21 protein-coding genes are annotated in these 23940 nt (G+C 70.8%); 9 read left to right on the forward strand and 12 right to left on the reverse strand.

The genetic code is table 11. The features are described from left to right. Positions 1-4: 4 nt before the first annotated feature. From ACZ6AA_RS34520 to ACZ6AA_RS34545, 6 genes are all read right to left on the reverse strand, one after another. Entirely contained in the window at positions 5-1273 is a 1269-nt protein-coding gene (locus ACZ6AA_RS34520) for a cysteine desulfurase (protein ID WP_468448689.1), read from the reverse strand. After that, entirely contained in the window at positions 1270-2034 is a 765-nt protein-coding gene (gene sufC / locus ACZ6AA_RS34525; RefSeq protein ID WP_468448691.1) for a Fe-S cluster assembly ATPase SufC, read from the reverse strand. Before sufC ends, ACZ6AA_RS34520 begins: the two co-directional genes overlap by 4 nt. Positions 2035-2040: 6 nt before the next feature. Then, positions 2041-2358 (reverse strand): non-heme iron oxygenase ferredoxin subunit, encoded by a 318-nt coding sequence (locus ACZ6AA_RS34530; RefSeq protein WP_468448693.1) that lies wholly within the window; start codon positions 2356-2358, stop codon positions 2041-2043. After that, the gene (gene sufD, locus ACZ6AA_RS34535; protein WP_468448695.1) at positions 2358-3539 is read right to left on the reverse strand and encodes a Fe-S cluster assembly protein SufD; all 1182 of its coding nucleotides are present in this window, start codon (positions 3537-3539) and stop codon (positions 2358-2360) included. The genes ACZ6AA_RS34530 and sufD overlap by 1 nt, the downstream gene beginning before the upstream one ends. A gap of 65 nt (positions 3540-3604) precedes the next feature. Next, a complete protein-coding gene (sufB, locus tag ACZ6AA_RS34540) occupies positions 3605-5026 on the reverse strand; it encodes a Fe-S cluster assembly protein SufB (protein WP_289952409.1) in 1422 nt (473 codons plus the stop codon). Then, positions 5023-5775 carry a helix-turn-helix transcriptional regulator gene (locus tag ACZ6AA_RS34545; RefSeq protein ID WP_468448697.1) on the reverse strand — a complete coding sequence of 251 codons (753 nt, stop codon included), beginning with the start codon at positions 5773-5775 and terminating at the stop codon, positions 5023-5025. The genes sufB and ACZ6AA_RS34545 overlap by 4 nt, the downstream gene beginning before the upstream one ends. A gap of 424 nt (positions 5776-6199) precedes the next feature. Between ACZ6AA_RS34545 and ACZ6AA_RS34550 the strand changes: the two genes are divergently transcribed. The 3 genes from ACZ6AA_RS34550 to ACZ6AA_RS34560 all read left to right on the forward strand — a co-directional run bounded on the left by ACZ6AA_RS34550 (position 6200) and on the right by ACZ6AA_RS34560 (position 9118). Then, positions 6200-7126 carry an ABC transporter ATP-binding protein gene (locus tag ACZ6AA_RS34550; RefSeq protein ID WP_468448699.1) on the forward strand — a complete coding sequence of 309 codons (927 nt, stop codon included), beginning with the start codon at positions 6200-6202 and terminating at the stop codon, positions 7124-7126. 163 nt (positions 7127-7289) lie between these two features. Beyond that, a complete protein-coding gene (locus tag ACZ6AA_RS34555; protein ID WP_471462426.1) occupies positions 7290-8006 on the forward strand; it encodes an ABC transporter permease in 717 nt (238 codons plus the stop codon). Positions 8007-8095: 89 nt separating this feature from the next. Continuing rightward, positions 8096-9118 (forward strand): COX15/CtaA family protein, encoded by a 1023-nt coding sequence (locus ACZ6AA_RS34560; protein ID WP_468448701.1) that lies wholly within the window; start codon positions 8096-8098, stop codon positions 9116-9118. Between the two features lie 40 nt (positions 9119-9158). Here the strand turns inward: ACZ6AA_RS34560 and ACZ6AA_RS34565 are convergent, their stop codons facing one another. Next, entirely contained in the window at positions 9159-10247 is a 1089-nt protein-coding gene (locus ACZ6AA_RS34565) for an amidohydrolase family protein (protein ID WP_468448703.1), read from the reverse strand. A gap of 101 nt (positions 10248-10348) precedes the next feature. Further along, complete coding sequence (locus ACZ6AA_RS34570; RefSeq protein ID WP_471462395.1) at positions 10349-10750, reverse strand: hypothetical protein; 402 nt, start codon at positions 10748-10750, stop codon at positions 10349-10351. A 126-nt stretch (positions 10751-10876) separates the two neighbouring features. On the opposite strand from ACZ6AA_RS34570, the gene ACZ6AA_RS34575 reads away from it, so the two are divergent. Next, positions 10877-12151, forward strand: a complete 1275-nt coding sequence (locus tag ACZ6AA_RS34575; protein ID WP_471462397.1) for an AMP-binding protein — start codon at positions 10877-10879, stop codon at positions 12149-12151. Positions 12152-12257: 106 nt separating this feature from the next. Here ACZ6AA_RS34575 and ACZ6AA_RS34580 read toward each other — a convergent pair whose 3' ends face one another. Then, positions 12258-13211 carry a heme o synthase gene (locus tag ACZ6AA_RS34580; RefSeq protein ID WP_468448709.1) on the reverse strand — a complete coding sequence of 318 codons (954 nt, stop codon included), beginning with the start codon at positions 13209-13211 and terminating at the stop codon, positions 12258-12260. 391 nt (positions 13212-13602) lie between these two features. On the opposite strand from ACZ6AA_RS34580, the gene tkt reads away from it, so the two are divergent. The 5 genes from tkt to pgl are packed head-to-tail and all read left to right on the forward strand — an operon-like array spanning position 13603 to position 20262. Next, positions 13603-15711, forward strand: a complete 2109-nt coding sequence (tkt, locus tag ACZ6AA_RS34585; RefSeq protein ID WP_471462399.1) for a transketolase — start codon at positions 13603-13605, stop codon at positions 15709-15711. 34 nt (positions 15712-15745) lie between these two features. Beyond that, positions 15746-16864, forward strand: coding sequence for a transaldolase (gene tal, locus ACZ6AA_RS34590; protein ID WP_468448713.1), 1119 nt, complete (start codon positions 15746-15748; stop codon positions 16862-16864). Between the two features lie 4 nt (positions 16865-16868). After that, complete coding sequence (zwf, locus tag ACZ6AA_RS34595; protein ID WP_380851358.1) at positions 16869-18392, forward strand: glucose-6-phosphate dehydrogenase; 1524 nt, start codon at positions 16869-16871, stop codon at positions 18390-18392. Then, positions 18389-19465, forward strand: a complete 1077-nt coding sequence (gene opcA / locus ACZ6AA_RS34600) for a glucose-6-phosphate dehydrogenase assembly protein OpcA (protein WP_468483030.1) — start codon at positions 18389-18391, stop codon at positions 19463-19465. Before zwf ends, opcA begins: the two co-directional genes overlap by 4 nt. Next, entirely contained in the window at positions 19462-20262 is an 801-nt protein-coding gene (gene pgl / locus ACZ6AA_RS34605) for a 6-phosphogluconolactonase (RefSeq protein ID WP_468448717.1), read from the forward strand. Before opcA ends, pgl begins: the two co-directional genes overlap by 4 nt. Positions 20263-20326: 64 nt before the next feature. On the opposite strand, the gene ACZ6AA_RS34610 is transcribed toward pgl, so the two are convergent. From ACZ6AA_RS34610 to ACZ6AA_RS34620, 3 genes are all read right to left on the reverse strand, one after another. Continuing rightward, on the reverse strand, positions 20327-20773 hold the full coding sequence (locus tag ACZ6AA_RS34610) for an MmpS family transport accessory protein (protein WP_468448719.1): 447 nt from the start codon (positions 20771-20773) through the stop codon (positions 20327-20329). Positions 20774-20889: 116 nt separating this feature from the next. Further along, positions 20890-22542, reverse strand: a complete 1653-nt coding sequence (gene pgi, locus ACZ6AA_RS34615; protein ID WP_468448721.1) for a glucose-6-phosphate isomerase — start codon at positions 22540-22542, stop codon at positions 20890-20892. Between the two features lie 72 nt (positions 22543-22614). After that, a complete protein-coding gene (locus ACZ6AA_RS34620) occupies positions 22615-23871 on the reverse strand; it encodes an MFS transporter (RefSeq protein WP_468448723.1) in 1257 nt (418 codons plus the stop codon). Positions 23872-23940: the final 69 nt, after the last annotated feature.

Raw genomic sequence — 23940 nt, forward strand, 5'->3', positions numbered from 1 at the left:
CCCCTCAGCCGAAGAAGTTCCGTACGTGCTCCAGGCCCTCGACGAGAGCGTCGATCTCGCCGGGCGTGGAGTACAGATAGAACGACGCTCGCGTGGTCGCGGGAATTCCGTACCGCAGGCAGACGGGGCGGGCGCAGTGGTGGCCGACCCGGACCGCGATGCCCTGCTCGTCGAGGACCTGGCCCACGTCGTGCGGGTGGATGTCACCGAGCGTGAAGGAGATCGCGGCGCCGCGCTCCTCGGCCGTGGACGGGCCGATGATCTTGAGGTCGGGGACCTCGAGGAACCGCTTGACCGCGTACTCGGTGATCGCGTGCTCGTGCTGAGCGATCTTGTCCATGCCGATCGAGGTGAGGTAGTCCACCGCCGCGCCGAGGCCCACGGCCTGCGCGACCGGCGGGGTGCCCGCCTCGAACTTGTGCGGCGCGGGCGCGTACGTCGACGAGTGCATCGAGACCGTCTCGATCATCTCGCCGCCGCCCAGGAACGGCGGCAGGTCCTCCAGGAGCTCCTGGCGGCCCCACAGCACGCCGATGCCCGTCGGGCCGCACATCTTGTGGCCGGTGAAGGCCACGAAGTCGGCCTGCAGGGCCTGCACGTCGAGCGGCATGTGCGGCGCGGCCTGGGAGGCGTCGATCAGGACCAGGGCCCCGACCTCCTGGGCGCGGCGCACGATCGCCTCGACCGGGTTGACCGTGCCCAGGATGTTGGACACGAGCACGAAGGAGACGATCTTCGTCTTCTCCGTGATGATCTCGTCGATGTTCGACAGGTCGAGCCGGCCGTCGTCGGTGAGGCCGAACCACTTCAGCTTCGCGCCCGTGCGCTGCGAGAGCAGCTGCCACGGCACGATGTTGGAGTGGTGCTCCATCTCCGTGATGACGATCTCGGTCTCGTGGTCCACGCGGTAGGGCTCGTCGGCCCAGCCGAGCATGTTGGCCACGAGGTTCAGCGACTCCGAGGCGTTCTTGGTGAAGATCACCTCGTCGCGGCTGGGCGCGTTGATGAACGCGGCGACCTTGTCGCGCGCGCCCTCGTACAGCGCGGTGGCCTCCTCGGCGAGGACGTGCACGCCGCGGTGGACGTTGGCGTTGTGCTGCTCGTAGTACTCGCTGAGTACGTCGATGACCTGGCGCGGCGTCTGCGAGGTCGCCGCGTTGTCCAGATACACGAGCTTCTTGCCGTCGTGGAGCGTGCGCTCCAGGATCGGGAAGTCCTTGCGGAGCGCCTCGGTGTCGAGGAGGCCGGGGAGCCCCTGGCGGGCCACAGTCACGCGGATGCGCCACCCTTCACGTAAGCCTCGTAGCCCTCGTTCTCCAGCTTGTCGGCGAGCTCGGCGCCGCCGGACTCGGCGATCTTGCCGTTCGCGAAGACGTGCACGAAGTCGGGCTTGATGTAGCGCAGGATGCGCGTGTAGTGCGTGATCAGGAGCGTGCCGACCTCACCCGTCTCACGGATGCGGTTGACGCCCTCGGAGACCACGCGCAGGGCGTCGACGTCCAGGCCGGAGTCGGTCTCGTCGAGGATCGCGATCTTCGGCTTGAGGAGCTCCATCTGGAGGATCTCGTGGCGCTTCTTCTCACCGCCGGAGAAGCCCTCGTTGACGTTGCGCTCGGCGAAGGACGGGTCCATCTGGAGCGCGGCCATCGACTCCTTGACCTCCTTCACCCAGGTGCGCAGCTTGGGGGCCTCGCCGCGGATCGCCGTCGCCGACGTGCGCAGGAAGTTGGAGACGGAGACACCGGGGACCTCGACCGGGTACTGCATGGCGAGGAACATGCCCGCGCGGGCACGCTCGTCGACCTCCATCTCGAGGACGTCCTCGCCGTCGAGGGTGACGGTGCCCTGCGTGATCGTGTACTTGGGGTGGCCCGCGATGGAGTAGGCGAGCGTCGACTTGCCGGAGCCGTTGGGGCCCATGATGGCGTGCGTCTCGCCCTGCTTCACGGTGAGGTCGACGCCCTTGAGGATCTCCTTCGTGGCGTTGTCGGCCTCGACGGTGACGTGCAGGTCGCGGATTTCAAGCGTAGCCATGGTGCCTCAGGACTCCTGGGTGACGGAGACGAGCACATCGTCCCCTTCGATCTTTACGGGGTATACGGGGACGGGGCGCGTCGCGGGCAGGCCGGACGGCTTGCCGGTGCGCAGGTCGAAGGCGGAGCCGTGCAGCCAGCACTCGATCTGGCAGTCCTCCACCTCGCCCTCGGAGAGGGAGACGTTCGCGTGCGAGCAGATGTCGTGGATCGCGAACACCTCACCCTCGGTGTGGACGACCGAGACCGGCGTGCCGTCGAGTTCCACCCGCTTCGGGGTGTCCTCCTCCAGCTCGCTCAGGCCACAGGCGCGTACGAATGCCATCAGACGGACGCCTCCAGCTCCTCGTCGATCTTCACGAGGAGGCGCTCTTCGATGTCGGCGACGGCGATCTGCTGGACCAGCTCGGCGAAGAAGCCGCGGACCACCAGACGGCGGGCCTCGTCGGCCGGGATGCCGCGGGCCATCAGGTAGAAGAGCTGCTCGTCGTCGAAGCGGCCGGTGGCGGAGGCGTGACCGGCGCCGACGATCTCGCCGGTCTCGATCTCCAGGTTCGGTACGGAGTCCACGCGGGCGCCGTCCGTGAGGACGAGGTTGCGGTTCATCTCGTAGGTGTCCGTGCCCTCGGCCTTGGCCTCGATGAGGACGTCGCCGATCCAGACGGCGTGTGCCTGCTCGCCCTGGAGCGCGCCCTTGTAGACGACGTTGGACTTGCAGTGCGGGACGTTGTGGTCGACGAGGAGGCGGTGCTCCTGGTGCTGGCCGGCGTCCGTGAAGTACAGGCCGAACAGCTCGGCCTCGCCGCCGGTGCCCGCGTAGGTCACGCGCGGGTGCAGGCGCACGACGTCGCCGCCGAAGGTGACCACGAACGACTTGAAGGTGGCGTCGCGGCCGATCAGCGCGTTGTGCTGGCCGACGTGGACGGCCTTGTCGTCCCAGTCCTGGACGGAGACGACGGTGAGCTTGGCACCGTCGCCCAGCACGTAGTCGACGTTGGCCGCGAGGACCGCGTCGCCGGTGTGGTCGATGACCACGACGGCCTCGGCGAAGGCCCCGAGCTCGATGACCTGGTGGCCGTAGGCGACGCCGCCCTCGCCGTGCACGGCGATGCGGATCGGTTCGGTGAGCACCGTCTCCTTGGGGACGGTGACGACACCGGCCTTCTCGAAGGCGGAGTAGGCCTGGGCGGCCACGCGGTCCACAGGGACGCCCGCCTTGCCGAGCCGCGCGTCGTCACGGCCGACGGTCTCGACGACGACGCCCTCGGGGGCCTCGACGTCGATCCGCACGCCGTCGCCGGTGGCGGCCGCGGTGCCGTCGTGCAGCCCGCGAAGGCGCTCCAGCGGCGTGAACCGCCACTCCTCCTCACGACCGTGCGGGACCGGGAAGTCCGCCACGTCGAAGGACGGCGGCGCGCTCATGCGCGTGGCGACGGTCGACTCGGCGGCCACCGCGATCTGGCCTGCGGTGGTCGAGCCCACCGGGATGTTCTGAGCCTCAGCCATGGCTGTCGGTCTGCTCTCTTCCTACGTACGTCAAGAAATCTGGCGACTGCTCAAGGGGGCGGGTCTTAACCGACCGCGCCTTCCATCTGCAGCTCGATCAGCCGGTTCAGCTCAAGGGCGTACTCCATGGGCAGCTCCTTCGCGATGGGCTCGACGAAGCCGCGCACGATCATCGCCATCGCCTCGAACTCGGTGAGGCCGCGGCTCATCAGGTAGAAGAGCTGGTCCTCGGAGACCTTGGAGACGGTCGCCTCGTGGCCCATGGACACGTCGTCCTCACGGACGTCCACGTAGGGATACGTGTCGGAGCGGGAGATGGTGTCCACGAGCAGCGCGTCGCACAGCACGTTGGACTTCGATCCGGCCGCGCCCTCGCCGATCTCGACCAGGCCGCGGTAGGACGTGCGGCCACCGCCGCGCGCCACGGACTTCGACACGATGTTGGAGGACGTGTTGGGCGCCATGTGGACCATCTTGGAGCCGGCGTCCTGGTGCTGGCCCTCGCCCGCGAAGGCGATGGACAGGGTCTCGCCCTTGGCGTGCTCGCCCATCAGGTAGACGGCGGGGTACTTCATCGTCACCTTGGAGCCGATGTTGCCGTCGATCCACTCCATGGTCGCGCCCTCGTACGCCACGGCGCGCTTGGTGACCAGGTTGTAGACGTTGTTCGACCAGTTCTGGATGGTCGTGTAACGGCAGCGGGCGCCCTTCTTGACGATGATCTCCACGACCGCGGAGTGCAGGGAGTCCGACTTGTAGATCGGCGCCGTGCAGCCCTCGACGTAGTGGACGTAGGCGTCCTCGTCGACGATGATCAGCGTCCGCTCGAACTGGCCCATGTTCTCCGTGTTGATGCGGAAGTAGGCCTGGAGCGGGATCTCGACGTGCACGCCCTTGGGGACGTAGATGAACGATCCGCCGGACCAGACGGCGGTGTTCAGGGACGCGAACTTGTTGTCACCGACGGGGATGACCGTGCCGAAGTACTCCTTGAAGAGCTCCGGGTGCTCCTTCAGGGCCGTGTCGGTGTCCAGGAAGATGACGCCCTGCTCCTCCAGGTCCTCACGGATCTGGTGGTAGACGACCTCGGACTCGTACTGCGCGGCGACACCGGCGACGAGGCGCTGCTTCTCCGCCTCGGGGATGCCGAGCTTGTCGTACGTGTTCTTGATGTCCTCGGGCAGGTCCTCCCAGGACTCCGCCTGCTTCTCCGTGGAGCGCACGAAGTACTTGATGTTGTCGAAGTCGATGCCGGAGAGGTCCGAGCCCCAGTTCGGCATGGGCTTCTTGTCGAAGAGCCGAAGGCCCTTCAGGCGCAGCTTGGTCATCCACTCCGGCTCGGACTTCTTCGCCGAGATGTCCCGGACGACGTCCTCGCTCAGGCCGCGCTTGGCGGCGGCACCGGCCGCGTCGGAGTCGGCCCAGCCGTACTCGTAATTGCCCAGGCCCTCCAGCTCAGGGTGGGCGGTCTCCGTGGGGAGAGTCATGCGGGGTTCCTCCCGGCCGTGCTTGTGGATGCTTCTTCGGTGGCTTGTGTGCTGTGCGGGGCCGCGCCCGGGATGTACGTCGTGCAGACGCCGTCCCCATGGGCGATGGTGGCCAGGCGCTGGACGTGGGTCCCGAGCAGCGCGGAGAAGATCTCCGTCTCCGCCTCGCACAGCTGCGGGTACTGCTCGGCGACATGGGCGACCGGGCAGTGGTGCTGGCAGAGCTGCTCCCCCACCGGCGCGCTGCGCGCCGTAGCAGCGTACCCGTCGGCGGTCAATGCCTTCGCCAGCGCGTCGGTCCTGCGGTCGGGGGGTGCCGCGTCCATCGCCGCGCGGTAGACCTTGGCCTGCTCGGCGATGCGGGCGCGGGCGAATTCCACGACGGCCGTCTCGCCGTGCGTCTCGGAGATCCAGCGCAGGGCGTCGGCGGCCAGCTTGTCGTAGGACTGGTCGAAGGCGTCGCGGCCGCAGTCGGTCAGGGCGAAGACCTTGGCCGGGCGGCCTCGGGTCCGGGCGCCGTAGACCCGCTTCTCGCGGCCCTCGACCACGTTCTCCTGGACGAGGGAGTCGAGGTGGCGGCGGACGGCGGCCTGGGTCAGGCCGAGGCGGCCCGCGAGGTCGGCCACGGTGGACGGGCCGTGGTCCAGGATGGAGCGCGCGACTCGGTTGCGGGTCGACCGCTCCCCGGTCGCGAGCTCTTCCTGAGGGGCCCCCGTGGGGGTCTCCCGAGCCTCGCCAACGTTTTTCACAACGCCATTGTTGCGTAATTCCTCAGAGCCTGACAACCCGCGCCCGGATCACTGTTCGGTGCGCTACGTCACTTAGGTATACCTAAGCTGACCTGCGGAAACGATCATTGATCGATCAAATCGACGGCCCGTTCCCAACCCTCCGGGAAGCCCCCCGGACCCACCCGCACCCCCTCCCACCGGCCCTTTGTCCACCCGCGACGCGATCCCGGACCGAACCGCGCACACCCGGAGTGAGCCACGACGAGCACGAGAACCGACGAGGCCCGGCCCCGCCTCGGCCGCGCCCGGATCCGACCGAACAAGTCCCCTTCCGACAGCCCCAGGGCCCGGTCCGACCAGGGCGAAGTCCCCTCTTGGCCTGTTCTGACCCCCCGCGGCCCCCCTGGCCGCGCACGCCGTGGCCCTCTCTAGACTTCCCGGCATGGGAACTGAGTCCGTCGTCCAGGCCGTGGGTCTGGTCAAGCGGTACGGAAAGAAGACCGCGGTGGACGGCCTCGACCTCGACGTCCGCGCGGGCGCCGTCACCGCCGTCCTCGGCCCGAACGGGGCCGGCAAGACCACCACCATCGAGACCTGCGAGGGCTACCGCAGGCCGGACGCCGGCGAGGTCCGCGTCCTCGGGCTCGACCCGGTCCGCGAGGCCGCCGCGCTGCGGCCCCGCATCGGCGTGATGCTCCAGTCCGGCGGCGTCTACTCCGGCGCCCGCGCCGACGAGATGCTGCACCACGTCGCGAAACTGCACGCGCACCCCCTCGACGTGGCCGCCCTCATCGAACGCCTCGGCCTCGACTCCTGCGGCCGCACCACCTACCGCCGTCTCTCCGGCGGCCAGCAGCAGCGCCTCGCGCTCGCCATGGCCGTGGTCGGACGGCCCGAGCTCGTCTTCCTCGACGAGCCGACCGCGGGCCTCGACCCCCAGGCGCGCCGGGCCACCTGGAGCCTGGTGCGCGACCTGCGCTCCGACGGCGTGTCGGTGATCCTCACCACCCACCACATGGACGAGGCCGAGGAACTCGCCGACGACGTCGCCATCATCGACGCGGGCAAGGTCATCGCCCAGGGCAGCCCCGACGAGCTGTGCCGGGGCGGCGCCGAGAACACCCTGCGCTTCACCGGCCGCCCCGGACTCGACGTCGGCTCCCTCCTCAAGGCACTGCCCCCGGACTCCGCCGCCGCCGAACTCACCCCCGGCGCCTACCGCGTCAGCGGCACGGTCGACCCCCAGCTGCTCGCCACCGTCACCTCCTGGTGCGCCCAGCACGGCGTCATGCCGGACCGGATCTCGGTCGAACGCCACACCCTCGAAGACGTGTTCTTGGAGCTCACCGGCAAGGAGTTGCGCTCATGACGCAGGCCCACTCGTCTTTCGGCCGGGGGTCCGGGGGGCGTCCCCCGGGAAGGCACAGCCTGGAGCTCACCGGCAAGGAGTTGCGGTCGTGACCAGCACCACCGGCACCACGGGCACGCCCGGTACGTACGCGCCGAAGCCGGGCGCCGCCCCGCTCCCCCGCATGATCGCCGCGCAGGCCGCGCTCGAGACGAAGATGCTGCTGCGCAACGGCGAACAGCTGCTGCTCACCATCGTCATCCCGACGCTCCTGCTCGTCCTGTTCAGCGCGGTCGACATCGTCGACACCGGCGAGGGCAAGGCGGTCGACTTCCTGACCCCCGGCGTCCTCGCCCTCGCGGTGATGTCGACGGCCTTCACCGGGCAGGCCATCGCCACGGGCTTCGAGCGGCGCTACGGCGTGCTCAAGCGCCTGGCCGCCTCGCCGCTGCCGCGCTGGGGCCTGATGACGGCCAAGACCCTGTCGGTCCTGGTCACCGAGGTCCTCCAGATCGCGCTGCTCACGGCGATCGCCTTCGCGCTCGGCTGGTCGCCGCACGGCAACCCGTTCGCGGTGCTGCTGCTCCTGGTCCTCGGCACGGCCGCCTTCTCCGGGCTCGGCCTGCTCATGGCCGGAACGCTCAAGGCGGAGGCGACGCTCGCCGCCGCCAACCTGGTCTTCCTGCTCCTGCTCGTCGGCGGCGGCGTCATCGTGCCGCTCGACAAGTTCCCCGGCGCCGTCGAGTCGGCGCTCGGCCTGCTGCCGATCTCGGCGCTCTCGGACGGTCTTCGGGACGTGCTCCAGGACGGGGCGGCGATGCCGTGGGCGGACCTCGGGATCCTGGCGGTGTGGTCGGTGCTCGGACTCGGCGCGGCGGCACGGTTCTTCCGCTGGGAGTAGGCAGCCGGCGTCAGCCTCTGGCGTAACCCACGCCACAAATGGAGCGGATACGTCCCCCTCGTGAAGGCGTGCACAAGCGGCCTTCTACGATGGGGCCCGTGCCAAACGTGACCCGAGCCGACGCCGCTCAATTCGTGCGCAATCCGCTCGCCTTCATCGCCGAGCGCTGGACCCCGACGCAGCGGACCGTGCAGCAGGCGGCGCTGATCTCGCTCGTGATGACGTGCGTCATCGTGGTCACCGGCGGCGCCGTCCGCCTGACGGGCTCCGGCCTCGGCTGCCCGACCTGGCCCAAGTGCACCGACGAGTCCCTCACCGCGACCAGCGAGATGGGCTTCCACGGGGTCGTCGAGTTCGGCAACCGCATGCTGACGTACGTGCTCTGTGCCGCCGTCGGCTGGGCCATCATCACCATGCGCGCGCAGAAGCCGTGGCGACGGAGCCTGACCCGGTACGGCTGGGCCCAGTTCTGGCTCGTCATGGGCAACGCGGTGCTCGGCGGCATCGTCGTGCTCGTCGGCCTCAACCCGTACACCGTCGCGGCGCACTTCCTGCTCTCCACCGCCCTGATCGCGGTCGCCACGTCGACCTGGCAGCGCACCCGCGAGGGCGACTGCGAGCCGCGTCCGCTCGTCGGCAGGGCCGTCGCCCAGTTGGTGTGGGTCCTCACCGGCGTCACCGTGCTGCTCATCGCCGTCGGCACGGTCGTGACCGGCGCGGGTCCGCACGCGGGCGACTCCAGCGACGTGCCCCGCATGAACGTCGGCGCCGTGGGCCTGGACTGGGAGGGCGTCACGAAGCTGCACGCCGTCCTGGCGTGGATCGTGGTGACGCTGACGTTCGCGCTGTGGTTCGTCCTGAAGGCGGTGGACGCCCCGCCGGGACCGCTGGCGCGCACCCGGGACCTGTTCCTGATCCTGCTGGCCCAGGGTGCGATCGGGTACGTCCAGTACTTCACCGACCTGCCCGAGGCCCTGGTGGCCGCGCACATGCTCGGCTCGTGCCTGGTGTGGATCGCGACGCTGCGGGTGCTGCTGTCCCTGCGGGAGCGGCCGTGGCCCAAGGCGGACGTACCGACGCAGGTGGACGACTCCCAGCTGTCGTCGGTCTGATCGCGGCTTTCGCCGGGTCGACCAGGGCTGCCGTGGGGCGTCAGCCGTCCACCAGCCCGTAGACCCGCCGCGCGTTCCCCGCCGCGATCAGTCCCGCCACCCGCTGCGCGTCCGTCAGCGACCACGCGCCCTCCGCGACCCACGTCCCGAGCACCCGCCCCAGCGCCTCACGGAACAGCTGGGCCCCCACCACGTGCAGCTCGGGCAACCCCTGCGCGCCGCTGGAGAACAGCAGCTTGCCGAAGGGCGCGAGCTCCAGGATCTCGGCGAGTACGGCGGTCGCGCGCGCCCCGGTCCGGACGAGCGCGGAGCCCAGGTCGGCGTACACATGCGGGAAGACACCCGCGAGGTGGGCCGCCGCGCGGTGGTGCGGATAGCCGTGCAGGAGCACCAGGTCGGTGCCGAGCCCCGCGGTGGCGCGGGCGAAGTCGCCGAAGGAGCACTGCGGGTCGGCGGCGCCGGTGTGCAGTTGCAGGGGCAGGCCGGAGGCGACCGCGATCCACAGCAGGTGCCGAAGGAGCACCGGGTCGGCGAGTTCGCCGCCCACCTGCCGCCCGGCCAGCCAGCGTCCGGCAGCGCCGCGCACCTCGCCGGGACCCGGCGGCGCGCAGGCGAGGGCCTCGCCCGCGCGCACCCCGGCGACGGAGGTGAACGCGACGGCTCCGTGCGCGGCGCCGTGCACGGACTCGGCGAGGTTGGCGAGGAAGGAGTCGACGGTCCCCGAGGTGTCGGCGACCTGCTCGGCCAGTAATTCCAGGCGGACGATCTCGTGGGCCTCGGCGGCGCCGGTCGACGCGAGTTCGCCCGGCCCGGTCAGGTCGCCGGGCAGGCCGGTGTCGACGAGGTACGTGGTGATCCCGCTGCCGCGCAGCAGCCGCCGCCCGGCCTCCAGGACGCCGAGTTCACGGCGGCGCGCCAGATAGCGGGCGGGCGGGCAGTGCGGTTCGAGGCCGAGCAGCGGCGGACACCAGCGGCGCACGGCGAAGCCGGTCTGGGTGTCGAAGAAGGTGGTGCCGGGGGCGGGCGGGCCCTCGCCCCGGCCGAGGTGGGCCTCGAAGGTGCCGAGCCCCAGCTCCGTGCGCAGGACGCCGTGGCAGTGCTGGTCCACCAGGGACGGGGTTTCGATCATCCTGGCTCCCAGACGTGGACCGTGTTCCTACGGTCCTAACGGGTGACCCCGGTGTCAGGTGTTGCTCACCGTGTCACTCCGTGCCCGCCCCGCGCGTGTCGTCAGCCGCCCGTCGGGCCGCCGATCTGGATGCCCGCCATGCGCTTCCACTCGTACGGCCCGGTCGTCACCTTGGCCGCGAAGTCGCCGTCGAAGTCCTCGTGGACGGTGATCCCGGCCTTCTCCACGGCTCTCGTCGCGATGGCGTGGCTCGGCGCGACGAGGTCGCCCCAGCCGCCGTCCGCGCCGACGAGGACGATGCGCGCGCCCCGCTCGCCGATGTACGCGACCTGACCCTCCGCGCCCCCGTGCGCCCGCGCGAACGCGCCGATCTCCTTGGCCAGCTTGGCGGCCCTGCGCTCGGCACGGGCGGCCTCCTTGGCGGCCTTCGCCGCCACGCCGGCGCCGTCGCCGCTGCCCGGGTCCGGGGTGCCCTGCTCCGTCTCCTGCTCCGTGTCTGCCATGGCACAGGATGCTACCGACGGGTAGATCATTCGGCGACGCCTGGGTGGCGTGGTCTCGGCCACCCTCGCGCCGGGGGCGTGCGCGCCCGTTCCGCCCGGTGCCGCCCCGTGGTAGGACCAGGGGCCATGACCGGACTGCTGATCGGTGAGGTCTTCCGGTCCGCCGCCCGCTCCGTCCCGCACCGCGTGGCCGCGCTGACCGGCGACCGCGCGCTCACCTTCGCGGAGCTGGACGCGGCGGCCGACCGGACCGCCCGGTACCTGGCCGCGCACGGCGTACGGCGCGGCGACCGCGTGGTCTGCCCGGCCGGGGCCTCGCCGGAGACCCTCGCCGCCTTCGCCGGGGCCGCGCGGGCCGGGGCGGTGTTCGTGCCGGTCGCCGCGGGCGCCGGTGACACCTGGGCCGTGCGGGTCGCGCGGATCGTGCGGGCGGCCCGGCCGCGCCTGCTCGTGACGGACGCGGCGCGGGCGGGGTCGGGGGCACGGCTGGCCGCGGGGTCGGGGGTGCGTCATGTCGTACTCGCGGACGTACGGGAGGGCGGGGCACCGGAGGACGGGGCCGAGGGGCCGCTCGGGGCGGGGCCGGAGGAGTCCGACGCGCAGGTGATCCTCTTCACCGAGCCCATCGGGACCACAGGGTCCACCGCGTCCACCGCGTCCACCGGAACCGCCGGGTCACCCGGCACCGGGCCCCCCGATTCCCCCGGGGCCCCCGGATCCACCATGCCCCCTGGTCCCGACCACCCCCACGGCGTCGTCCTCTCGCACCGTGTGAGCACGCTGCGCTCCCACCCCGGCTGTCGTCCGCCACCGCGCGGCGCCCTGGTCTGCGGCTTCCCCCTGGACCGCTGGGCCGCCTGGGCCGCCGTGCTGCGGCAGTGGCAGGCGCGCGGCACCGTCGTCCTGCCCGCGGGCGACGGCGTCCCGGAACCGGCGGCGATCTGCGCGGCCGTCCGGGCGCACCGCGCCGAAGGCCTGGTCTGCGCGCCCTCCACGTGGGAGGGCGTCCTGGACACGGCGCCCCACCACCTGGCCCGCCTGCGGTACGCCGATGTGGAGTCGGAGCGGCCGGCCGCCGTGGAGCCGTGCCTCCTGGAGGCCGTGCGCACCGCGACCCCGGTGGCCCGCGCCCGCGCCGTCCTCGGTTCCCCCGAGACGGGTGACCTCGCCGTCCTGGAGCACGCCGACGGCCGGGGCAGGCCCGGGAGCTGCGGGCTGCCCGCTCCCGGCAGCGAGGTGCGGGTGGCGGGCGGCGAGCTGTACGTACGGGGGCCGCTGCTGTTCGGCGGCTACTTCGGCGACAAGCGGGCGACGGACGCGGTGCTGCGGGACGGCTGGTTCCGCACCGGCCGGGCGGCCGCGCTGGACGGGGACGGCTACCTGTATCTCCGGGAGGGCTGACATCTCCGGGAGGGCTGATATCTCCAGGAGGGCCGACAAAGGTGTGGCCCCCGCCGCCCTGAGGACGACGGGGGCCACACCCTCGTACCGGAGAAACCGCCGCGGACTACCGCAGGAAGGGGTCCACCGCGACCGCCACGAACAGCAGCGAGACGTAGGTGATGGACCAGTGGAAGAGACGCATCTCCTTGAGCTTGCCGCCGGTGGCCTCGGCCTTCGCGCGGTTCTGCAGCCCGTGGGCCTCCCACAGCCACCAGCCGCCGGTGGCGAGGGCGACCGCGGTGTAGAACCAGCCGGTGTAGCCGAGCGGCTGGAGCAGCAGGGAGACGGCGACCATGACCCAGCTGTAGACGACGATCTGGCGCGCGACGACCTTGTTGGAGGCGATCACCGGGAGCATGGGGACGCCCACGCGCGCGTAGTCCTCCTTGACCCGCATGGACAGCGGCCAGTAGTGCGGCGGCGTCCAGAAGAACATGACGAGGAAGAGGACGATCGGCGCCCACGACATCGAGTTGGTGACGGACGACCAGCCGATGAGGACGGGCAGGCAGCCCGCGATGCCGCCCCAGACGATGTTCTGGGAGGTGCGGCGCTTGAGGATCATCGTGTAGACGACCACGTAGAAGAGCAGCGCCCCGAGCGACAGCCAGGCGGACAGCCAGTTGACGGCGAGCCCGAAGAGCAGTGTCGAGACGACGGCGAGTGTGATGCCGAAGGCCAGGCACTCGCGGGGACTGACCATGCCGGTGACGAGCGGCCGCTGCGACGTGCGCTCCATCAGCGCGTCGATGTCGCGGTCGTACCACATGTTCAACGCGTTGGCGCCGCCCGCGGACAGGTAGCCGCCGAGGCAGGTGACGAACACCAGCGTCAGGTCGGGCACCCCCTGCTCCGCGAGGAACATCACCGGAACGGTGGTGATCAGCAGCAGCTCGATGATCCGCGGCTTGGTCAGCGCCACGAATGCCTTGACTCGGGCCCCGAACGGCCGGTTGCTCGGGTTCTGGCTCGTCCCGAGTACCCCCGCTGGACGGGATTCAACGGCCGTCACGCACACCCCTGACAGAGACTCCCAGCAAGCCCTGCGTCGGACGTTCGGACATGAAGATCCGGTAAAGGCTCGCGCGTACCACGCCACTGTAGACGTTGCCCATACCTCGCCCTTCGCGGGGGTGGGTTCGTGTTGAGGGGCCAGACGAGCGGAGTTCGTGGGCGGGTTCGCCCCGGTGTGGACGCCGGTGCGGCAAGCGGATGAGTCGACCAGATGAGCAGTCCCGCATTCACATGGTGAATGCGGCGGAGCCCTTTCGGGAGGCGGATCCGGACGTGTCCCGGCAGTCTGGAATGACTCGAAAAAATGCACGTTCTCGCAGCGGTAGGCTCGACAGCGGCCGGTGCGATTCATACGCCGCCGGCATTCGACATGTGGAGAGGAGCCCTGACTCAGGGTGAGCACCAAGCCGACCACCACAGACCTCGAGTGGACCGAACTGGACCAGCGGGCTGTCGACACCGTCCGCGTCCTGGCCATGGATTCCGTACAGAAGGTCGGCAACGGCCATCCGGGTACGGCCATGAGCCTCGCGCCCGCCGCGTACACCCTTTTCCAGAAGGTGATGCGGCACGATCCGGCGGACGCCGACTGGACCGGGCGCGACCGTTTCGTGCTGTCCGCGGGCCACTCGTCCCTCACGCTCTACATCCAGCTGTACCTGGCCGGTTTCGGCCTGGAGCTCGATGACCTGAAGGCCTTCCGCACCTGGGGCTCGAAGACCCCGGGCCACCCGGAGTACGGCCACACGGTGGGCGTGGAGACGACGACGGGCCCGCTCGGCCAGGGCGTCGCCAACGCCGTGGGCATGGCGATGGCCGCGCGGTACGAGCGTGGACTCTTCGACCCGGACACCGCGACGGGCGAGTCTCCCTTCGACCACTTCATCTACGCGATCGCCGGTGACGGCTGCCTCCAGGAGGGCATCTCCGGCGAGGCGTCCTCGATGGCCGGGCACCAGAAGCTCGGCAATCTGATCCTGCTGTGGGACGACAACCACATCTCGATCGAGGGCGACACCGAGACCGCGATCTCCGAGGACACCGAGAAGCGGTACGAGGCCTACGGCTGGCACGTGCAGCGCGTGGAGCCGAAGGAGAACGGCGACCTGGACCCGGCCGCGCTGTACGCGGCGATCCAGGAGGCCAAGGCGGTCACCGACAAGCCGTCGTTCATCGCGATGCGCTCGATCATCGCCTGGCCCGCCCCGAACGCGCAGAACACCGAGGCCGCGCACGGCTCGGCGCTCGGCGACGAGGAGGTCGCGGCCACCAAGCGCGTCCTCGGCTTCGACCCGGAGCAGTCCTTCGAGGTCGCCGACGAGGTCCTGGCGCACACCCGCCAGGCGCTCGACCGCGGCCAGGAGGCCAAGGCGACGTGGGAGAAGGGCTTCGCGGCCTGGCGCACGCAGCAGCCCGAGCGCGCCGCGGAGTTCGACCGGATCGCCGCGGGCGAGCTGCCCGCGGGCTGGGAGGAGAAGCTCCCGGTCTTCGAGGCGGGCAAGGGCGTCGCGACGCGTGCCGCCTCCGGCAAGGTCCTGCAGGCGCTCGGCGGAGTGATCCCCGAGCTGTGGGGCGGCTCCGCCGACCTCGCGGGCTCGAACAACACCACGATCGACAAGACGTCGTCGTTCCTCCCGGCGGGCAACCCGCTGCCGGAGGCGAACCCGTACGGCCGCACGATCCACTTCGGCATCCGTGAGCACTCCATGGCCGCGGAGATGAACGGCATCGCGCTGCACGGCAACACCCGTATCTTCGGCGGCACCTTCCTGGTGTTCTCCGACTACATGCGCAACGCCGTGCGCCTGTCCGCGCTGATGCACCTGCCGGTGACGTACGTGTGGACGCACGACTCCATCGGTCTCGGCGAGGACGGCCCGACGCACCAGCCGGTGGAGCACCTGGCCACGCTGCGCGCCATCCCGGGTCTGAACGTCGTCCGTCCGGCCGACGCGAACGAGACGGCCGTCGCCTGGCGCGAGATCCTCAAGCGCTACACCAAGGTGTTCGGCAAGGGCGCCCCGCACGGTCTGGCGCTGACCCGTCAGGGCGTGCCGACGTACGACCGCGAGGTCACCGAGGGCGCGGTCAAGGGCGGTTACGTCCTGTTCGACGCCGAGGGCGCCGACGGGCAGAAGGCGGAGCCCGAGGTCGTCCTCATCGGCACCGGCTCCGAGGTGCACCTGGCCGTCGAGGCGCGCGAGCAGCTGCAGGCGACCGGCGTGCCGACGCGGGTGGTCTCGATGCCGTCGGTCGAGTGGTTCGAGGAGCAGGACCAGGGGTACCGGGACTCGGTGCTTCCGCCGTCGGTCAAGGCGCGCGTCGCGGTCGAGGCGGGCATCGGTCTGACCTGGCACCGGTTCGTCGGAGACGCGGGGCGCATCGTTTCGCTGGAGCACTTCGGGGCTTCGGCGGACGGCAAGGTCCTCTTCCGCGAGTTCGGGTTCACTGCCGAAGCCGTGGCCGCCGCGGCGCGGGAATCGATCGCGGCCGCTCAGCGCTGACGCCCATATACGACCAAGTAGGAGATGTAATTCCATGACAGACGCACTCAAGCGCCTCTCCGACGAAGGCGTCGCGATCTGGCTGGACGACCTGTCGCGCAAGCGGATCACGTCCGGCAACCTCGCCGAACTCCTCGACGAGCAGCACGTCGTGGGCGTCACGACGAACCCGTCGATCTTCCAGAAGGCGATCTCGTCGGGCGACGGTTACGAGCAGCAGCTCGCCGACCTCGCCGCCCGCAAGGTCACCGTCGACGAGGCGATCCGCATGATCACGACGGCGGACGTCCGCGACGCCGCCGACATCCTGCGGCCGGTGTTCGACGCGACCGAGGGCCAGGACGGCCGGGTGTCGATCGAGGTCGACCCGCGGCTCGCGCACAACACGCAGGCCACGGTCGCCGAGGCCAAGCAGCTGGCGTGGCTGGTGGACCGGCCGAACACGCTCATCAAGATCCCGGCGACGAAGGCGGGCCTGCCCGCGATCACCGAGGTCATCGGCAAGGGCATCAGCGTGAACGTGACGCTGATCTTCTCGCTGGAGCGCTACCGCGAGGTCATGGACGCCTACCTCGCGGGCCTGGAGAAGGCGAAGGCCGCGGGCCTGGACCTGGCGAAGATCCACTCGGTGGCGTCGTTCTTCGTGTCCCGCGTGGACACCGAGATCGACAAGCGCATCGACGCCCTGGGCACCGACGAGGCCAAGTCCGCGCGCGGCAAGGCCGGTCTGGCCAACGCCCGCCTGGCGTACGAGGCGTACGAAGAGGTCTTCTCGTCCGACCGCTGGGCCGCGCTCGACAAGGCGCACGCCAACAAGCAGCGCCCGCTGTGGGCGTCGACGGGCGTGAAGGACAAGGCGTACAAGGACACCCTGTACGTCGACGAGCTGGTCGCCCCGGGCACGGTGAACACCATGCCGGAGGCCACCCTCCAGGCCACCGCCGACCACGGCCAGATCACCGGCAACACCATCGCCGGGACGTACGACCAGTCGCGCGCCGAGATCGAGGCCGTCGAGAAGCTCGGGATCTCCTACGACGAGGTCGTCCAGCTCCTTGAGGACGAGGGCGTCGAGAAGTTCGAGGCGTCCTGGAACGACCTGCTCAAGTCGACCGAGGCGGAGCTCAAGCGCCTCGCACCTTCGGAGGGCTAAGACCTTGTCAAGCAGCAATCCGCTGCGTGACGCCGCGGACCGACGGCTCCCGCGTATCGCGGGGCCGTCGGGCCTGGTCATTTTTGGCGTCACGGGCGATTTGTCCCGTAAAAAGCTGATGCCCGCCGTGTACGACCTGGCCAACCGCGGGCTGCTGCCGCCGGGCTTCTCGCTCATCGGTTTCGCCCGTCGCGAGTGGCAGGACGAGGACTTCGCGCAGGAGGTGCACGACGCGGTCAAGCAGCACGCGCGCACGCCCTTCCGCGAGGAGGTCTGGCAGCAGCTCATCCAGGGCATGCGCTTCGTCCAGGGCAACTTCGACGACGACGACGCCTTCGAGCAGCTCAAGGCGACCATCGAGGACCTGGACAAGAAGCAGGGCACGGGCGGCAACTTCGCCTTCTACCTCTCCGTGCCCCCGAAGTTCTTCCCCCAGGTCGTCCAGCAGCTCAAGAAGCACGAGCTGGCGGACGCCCCGGAGGGGTCCTGGCGGCGCGCGGTCATCGAGAAGCCCTTCGGGCACGACCTGAAGTCCGCCAAGGAACTGAACGCGATCGTGCACGAGGTGTTCGCCCCGGACCAGGTGTTCCGGATCGACCACTACCTCGGCAAGGAGACCGTCCAGAACATCCTGGCGCTGCGCTTCGCCAACCAGATGTTCGAGCCGATCTGGAACCGGTCGTACGTCGACCACGTCCAGATCACGATGGCCGAGGACATCGGCATCGGCGGCCGCGCCGGGTACTACGACGGCATCGGCGCCGCCCGTGACGTCATCCAGAACCACCTGCTCCAGCTGATGGCGCTGACCGCGATGGAGGAGCCCGCCTCCTTCGACGCGGACGCCCTGGTCGCGGAGAAGGCGAAGGTCCTCGGCGCGGTGAAGCTGCCCAAGGACCTCGGCAAGGACACCGTGCGCGGGCAGTACTCCGCGGGCTGGCAGGGCGGCGAGAAGGCCGTCGGCTATCTCCAGGAAGACGGCATCGACCCCAAGTCGAAGACCGACACCTACGCCGCCATCAAGCTCCAGGTGGACAACCGCCGTTGGGCGGGCGTCCCGTTCTACCTGCGCACCGGCAAGCGCCTCGGACGTCGCGTCACGGAGATCGCGGTCGTCTTCCAGCGCGCGCCGCACTCCCCCTTCGACCACACGGCGACCGAGGAGCTCGGGCAGAACGCGATCGTCATCCGCGTCCAGCCGGACGAGGGCATCACGGTCCGCTTCGGCTCGAAGGTGCCGGGCACGTCCATGGAGATCCGGGACGTGTCGATGGACTTCGCCTACGGCGAGTCCTTCACCGAGTCCAGCCCGGAGGCGTACGAGCGCCTCATCCTGGACGTGCTGCTGGGCGACGCCAACCTCTTCCCGCGCACGGAGGAGGTCGAGCTGTCCTGGAACATCCTCGACCCGATCGAGGAGTACTGGGACCGGCACGGCAAGCCCGCGCAGTACCCGGCCGGTACCTGGGGCCCGGTCGAGGCGGACGAAATGCTCGCACAAGACGGACGGAGCTGGCGTCGGCCATGAAGATCGACCTGACGGACACCACGGCCAGCAAGATCAACAAGGCCCTTGTGCAGGGCCGCCGCGCGATCGGCACGCCGGCCGTCGGCATGGTGCTCACCCTCGTCATCGTCACCGACGAGGAGAACGCCTACGACGCGCTGAAGGCCGCGAGCGAGGCCTCGCGCGAGCACCCCTCGCGCACGCTGGTCGTCATCAAGCGGGTCTCGCGCTCGCCACGCGACCGTACGACCTCGCGCCTGGACGCCGAGGTCCGGGTCGGCGCGGACGCGGGCACCGGAGAAACGGTCATTCTGCGTCTCTACGGCGAGGTGCTCAACCACGCCCAGTCGGTGGTCCTGCCGCTGCTGCTCCCCGACGCCCCTGTCGTCGCCTGGTGGCCGGTGAACGCGCCGCTGGACCCGGCGCAGGACCCCCTCGGCGCGCTCGCCCAGCGCCGCGTCACGGACACGTACGCCGCCGAGCAGCCCATCCACGAGCTGACGGCCCGTGCCGACGCCTACCACCCCGGCGACACGGACCTGTCCTGGACCCGCATCACGCCGTGGCGCTCGATGCTGGCCGCGGCCCTGGACCAGGTCTCGTGCGAGGTCACCGCGGCCGCGGTGGAGGGCGAGGAGTTCAACCCGAGCGTCGAACTCCTCGCGATGTGGCTGGCGGAGCGGCTCTCCGTGCCGGTCAAGCGCACGGTGTCGCCGGGCCCCGGCCTGACCGGCGTGCGCATGGAGACCAACTGCGGCCCGATCGTGCTCGACCGGGCCGACGGCTCCCTCGCCACGCTCTCCATCCAGGGCCAGCCGGACCGCGCGGTCGCGCTCAAGCGCCGTGAGACGTCCGAGCTGATCGCGGAGGAGCTGCGGCGCCTGGACCCGGACGACACCTACGCGGCGGCGCTGCGCTTCGGCGTGGACCGGCTCGGCGAGGCGGCTGCTGCTGCGGCCGGGGAGTCGGCCGGGGACGGTGCCAAGGACGGCGCCGGTGCCAAGGCGGAGTCCGGGGCCGGTGCCGGTTCCGGGGCCGGGGCTGCGAAGAAGGCCTCGGCGAAGGCTCCGGCCAAGAAGGCGGCTTCGAAGTGACGGTGGCTCCGCAGCTCGTCGTGCACCGCGACAAGGAGCTGATGGCACAGGCCGCCGCGGCCCGGCTGATCACGAAGATCGTCGACGCCCAGGCGGCCCGCGGCTCCGCGTCCGTGGTCCTCACGGGCGGCCGCAACGGCAACGGCCTGCTGGCGGCGCTCAGTTCGGCGCCCGCCCGCGACGCCGTGGACTGGTCCCGCCTCGACCTGTGGTGGGGCGACGAGCGGTTCCTGCCGGACGGCGACCCCGAGCGCAACTACACGCAGGCCCGCGAGGCCCTGCTGGACTCGGTGCCGCTCGACCCGGCGCGGGTGCACCCGATGCCCGCGTCGGACGGCCCCTACGCGAAGGGGGCCGACGGGGACGGCGCGGACGCGGCGGCGGAGGCGTACGCGGCGGAGCTCGCGGCGGCCGCCTCCCCCGAAGACCACGGCCCGGTCCCGGCGTTCGACGTCCTGATGCTGGGCGTGGGCCCGGACACGCATGTGGCGTCGCTCTTCCCGGAGTCGCCCGCGGTACGGGAGACGGAGCGCATGGTGGTCGGCGTGCACGGCGCACCCAAGCCGCCGCCCACCCGCGTCTCGCTGACCCTCCCGGCGATCCGCTCGGCCCGCGAGGTCTGGCTGCTCGCGGCGGGCGAGGACAAGGCGAAGGCCGCGGCGATCGCCCTGTCCGGGGCGGGCGAGGTCCAGGCCCCGGCAGCGGGCGCCCACGGCCGCGCACGCACGCTGTGGCTCCTGGACGCGGCGGCGGCCTCACAACTGCCGCGGGACCTGTACCCACCGGCGTCACCCTGACCCCGGCCACGCACGCCGACGGGCCCCGGTCCTCTGTGGACCGGGGCCCGTCGGCGTCCTGCCGTCAGAAGCCGTCGCAGGTAGCGGTGGCGACGGTACCGCTGGCCGTGGCGGTGCGGGTGGTCCCGTCGACGGTGACCTTGCAGTGCACCGTGCCGCCGGAGGCTCCCGTGCTGACGATGAGCGACCCGCCCTTGACGAACCCCGTCGTCTTCTCTTCCTCGCGCCACGGCGGATCCACGTCGGTCACCTGGTTCTGCGAAAGATGCCCGTCGCTGTAGGTCGAGTAGGTGACCGTAACGCCCTTGGCGTCACCGGTCACCTCATACGTGACCGTGACCTCCCGCTTGGTCTCCTTGTCGACCTCGTTCACGACACCCACGATGAGCGCCGCACAGCCGCCCGCGAGCAGCAGCACCACGCCCAGGAGCACCCAGGGCCAGACCCTGCGCTTCTTGGGCGGCGGGGGCGGGACGGGCGCGGACCACCCTTGGTACGGAGGTTGCGACATGCCTGCCATGCTTCAGGACCGCGCCGGACCCCACCACCTGGTGCGCCGTCCGTCCGGCCGTCCGGGTGAACGCGGGGTCCGCGCTCACCCGGACGAGCCGCTTGGGGGGCGTGGGATCAACGCCCGCGCAGCTCCCGGTACTTGGCGACCAGGGCCTTGGTCGACGCGTCCAGGCCCGGGACGTCCGCGCCCTCCGTCAGGGCGGGTTCCACGCGCTTGGCGAGGACCTTGCCCAGTTCGACGCCCCACTGGTCGAAGGAGTCGATGTTCCAGACGGCGCCCTGGACGAAGACCTTGTGTTCGTACAGGGCGATGAGCTGGCCGAGGACCGACGGGGTCAGCTCGGTCGCGAGGATCGTCGTCGTCGGGTGGTTGCCCTGGAACGTCTTGTGGGGCACGAGTTCGTCCGGCACGCCCTCCGCGCGGACCTCGGCGGGCGTCTTGCCGAAGGCCAGCGCCTGCGTCTGGGCGAAGAAGTTGGCCATCAGCAGGTCGTGCTGGGCGACCAGGCCGGGACGCAGGTCGTCGACCGGCTTGGCGAAGCCGATGAAGTCGGCCGGGATGAGCTTCGTGCCCTGGTGGATGAGCTGGTAGTAGGCGTGCTGCCCGTTCGTGCCCGGCGTGCCCCACACCACCGGACCGGTCTGCCACTGCACACGCTCGCCGTCGCGGTCCACGGACTTGCCGTTGGACTCCATGTCGAGCTGCTGGAGGTACGCCGTGAACTTGGACAGATAGTGGGAGTACGGCAGGACGGCGTGCGACTGCGCGTCGTGGAAGTTGCCGTACCAGATGCCGAGCAGGCCGAGCAGCAGCGGCGCGTTCTCCTCGGCGGGCGCCGTGCGGAAGTGCTCGTCGACGAGCCGGAATCCGTCGAGCATCTCGCGGAAGCGGTCCGGGCCGATGGCGATCATCAGGGCGAGGCCGATCGCCGAGTCGTACGAGTACCGACCGCCGACCCAGTCCCAGAACTCGAACATGTTGGCCGTGTCGATGCCGAAGTCGGCGACCTTCTCTGTGTTCGTCGACAGGGCCACGAAGTGCTTGGCGACGGCGCTCTCGTCGGCCTGGAGCTGGGTGAGCAGCCAGTTCCGCGCGGAGGTCGCGTTCGTGATCGTCTCGATCGTGGTGAACGTCTTGGAGGCGATGACGAACAGCGTCTCGGCGGCGTCCAGGTCCCGGATCGCCTCGTGCAGGTCGGCGCCGTCCACGTTCGACACGAAGCGGACGGTCAGGTCGCGGTCGGTGAAGGACCGCAGCGCCTCGTACGCCATGGCGGGGCCGAGGTCGGAGCCGCCGATGCCGACGTTGACGACGTTCTTGATGCGCTTGCCGGTGTGGCCGGTCCACTCGCCGGAGCGGATCCGGTCGGCGAACGCGGACATCTTGTCGAGCACGGCGTGCACGCCCGGCACCACGTTCTCGCCGTCGACCTCGACGACGGCGTCCCGGTCGGCGCGCAGCGCGGTGTGCAGGACCGCGCGGTCCTCGGTGGTGTTGATCCTCTCGCCGCGGAACATGGCGTCGCGCAGCCCGAAGACGTCCGTCGCCGCCGCGAGGTCCCGCAGCAGCGCCAGGGTCTCGTCGGTCACCAGGTGCTTGGAGTAGTCGATGTGCAGGTCGCCCACCCGGAGGGTGTAGCCGGTGCCGCGCGCCGGATCAGCGTCGAACAGCTCCCGCAGCCGCACCTCCCCCAGCTGCTCCTTGTGCTTGGCCAGCGCCGCCCATTCCGGCATCTGATTCAGCTTGGTGCGGACTTCTGCGTTCATCTCGGACTTCAGCTCTCTCTCGTACAACCTGAATACCGTGCGTGCGCCCCGCTGCCCTCCCAACCTAATTGATCAGCGAGCGGTTTGAGTTGTCTGTCCGCTGTCGGCCGACTTAAGCGCGGGTGTGAGCGCGGTGACCGAGAGCGTGAACAGGGCGGCGGCGAGCAGCATCGGGGTGTTGGGACCCCACAGGGCGGCCACGGCCCCGCCGAGGACCGCCCCGAGCGGCGCCCCGGCGACCGCAAGGGTCCGGAACGCCGAGCTGACGCGCCCCAGCGCGGCGGCGGGCGGGCGCTGCTGCATGAGTGTGTGGGTGCTGACGTTCCACACCATCCCCATGGCCCCGAAGACCGCCATGCTCACGACCAGCGCCGCGAGGTCACGGATCGTGCCCATCGCCACCAGCGCGGCGATCTGGGCCGTTCCGGCGGCGAGCACGCTGCGCACGCGGCCGAGCGTGCGCGCGAGCCGCCCGGCGAGCGCCCCGCCCACGAGACTCCCGGCCGCGTACGCCGTTATCGCCGCCGCGTACCCCCCGCTGCCCGCGTCCAGCCAGCGGGTGACGAGGACGACGAGGGTGGCGAGGAGCGCGCCTATGCCGACGTTGCCCAGCGCGGTCGCCGCGCACAGGCGCCGCAGCACCCGGTCCCGCCACAGCGTGCGCAGTCCGTGCGCGATGTCGGACCGCAGGGTGGCCCCGGCGGGTCTGGGCGGGTGCGCGGGTGCGGGCACCCGCAGGGATGCCACGAGGGCGGCCGCAAGGAGGTAGGTCGCCGCGTCCACCGCGTACGGAACGCCCGTGCCCGCGGCTATCAGGAAGGGCACCACGGGCGCGGCGAGGAGGCCGCCCGCGAACTGCTGACCGGTGAGCAGCCGCGCGTTCGCACTGCCCAGCGTCGCGTGGTCCACGAGGGCGGGGAGCAGGGCCGTGGCGGCGTTGTCGAACAGCGTCTGGAGCGTCGTGAGCACCACGGCGAGCGCGATGAGCAGGCCGATCGAGGCGTGGCCGAGCGCCACGGCGAGGGCGAAGGCCGCGACCAGCAGGCCGCGCGCCACATCCACCGTCCACATGGCGCGCCGCTGGTCCACGCGGTCGGCGACGGCCCCGCCGACCAGGCCGAACACCAGCCACGGCAGATAGCCGCAGGCGGTCACCGACGCTATGAGCAGCGGGTCGTCGGTGAGTGACGCGGCGAGCAGCGGCAGCGCGGCCTTGCGCAGCGAGTCCCCGAAGCTGGAGAGCACGGCGGCACCCCACAGCCGCCCGAACCCACCGCGCCAGGCGACACTTCGCTCGCCCGTCCCGCTCACTTGGACCGCAGCCGTCACAACTCCCCCTCCCCACCCCGTGGTTCCCCCGCGGCACGGCGGATTCCCGAGGTCTCCCAGGGTTCACCG

The organism is Streptomyces sp. NPDC040610, from assembly GCF_055594065.1.